This window comes from Caenimonas sp. SL110 (assembly GCF_001044395.1).
GTDB lineage: Bacteria > Pseudomonadota > Gammaproteobacteria > Burkholderiales > Burkholderiaceae_C > Ramlibacter.
In genome coordinates this window covers 1-878 of sequence record NZ_JANU01000072.1, presented here as the reverse complement: position 1 = coordinate 878, position 878 = coordinate 1, and the positions used below count along the sequence as shown (strand labels likewise).

The window sequence follows — 878 nt, the reverse complement described above, 5'->3', positions numbered from 1 at the left end:
TCGGTGAACTTCATGGCCGGCAACCTGACCTCGCAGGTGCGAAACATCGCGGATGTGACCACCGCTGTGGCGGCCGGCGACCTCTCCAAGAAGATCACGGTGGAGGTGAAGGGCGAAATCCTGGAGCTGAAGGCCACGATCAACACGATGGTGGACCAGCTCTCGTCGTTCGCATCCGAAGTGACCCGCGTGGCCCGCGAAGTGGGCACCGAAGGAAAGCTGGGCGGGCAGGCCGATGTGCAGGGCGTGGCCGGCACCTGGAAGGACCTGACGGACAACGTGAACTTCATGGCCGGTAACCTGACCTCGCAGGTGCGAAACATCGCGGATGTGACCACCGCCGTGGCAGCGGGCGACCTCTCCAAGAAGATCACGGTGAACGTGAAGGGCGAAATCCTGGAGCTCAAGAACACGATCAACACGATGGTGGACCAACTCTCATCGTTCGCGTCCGAAGTGACGCGGGTGGCGCGAGAAGTGGGCACCGAAGGCAAGCTGGGCGGACAGGCCGATGTGCAGGGCGTGGCCGGCACCTGGAAGGACCTGACCGACTCGGTGAACTCGATGGGCTCCAACCTCACGGCCCAGGTGCGAAACATCGCGGACGTGACCAAGGCCGTGGCGGCCGGCGACCTCTCCAAGAAAATCACTGTGGACGTGAAGGGCGAGATTCTCGAACTCAAGGCCACGATCAACACGATGGTGGATCAGCTGTCATCGTTCGCGTCCGAAGTGACGCGTGTGGCGCGTGAGGTGGGCACCGAAGGCAAGCTGGGCGGCCAGGCCGATGTGCAGGGCGTGGCAGGCACCTGGAAGGACCTGACCGACTCGGTGAACTTCATGGCCGGCAACCTGACCTCGCAGGTGCGAAACATCGC

The 878-nt window shown here is 63.1% G+C and carries 1 pseudogene (running past one end of the window); it reads left to right on the top strand.

The annotated features are described in order from the left end of the window. Positions 1-878, top strand: a pseudogene (locus AQ12_RS21765) (HAMP domain-containing protein) (its annotated part extends 243 nt beyond the left edge of the window); the annotation flags it as partial.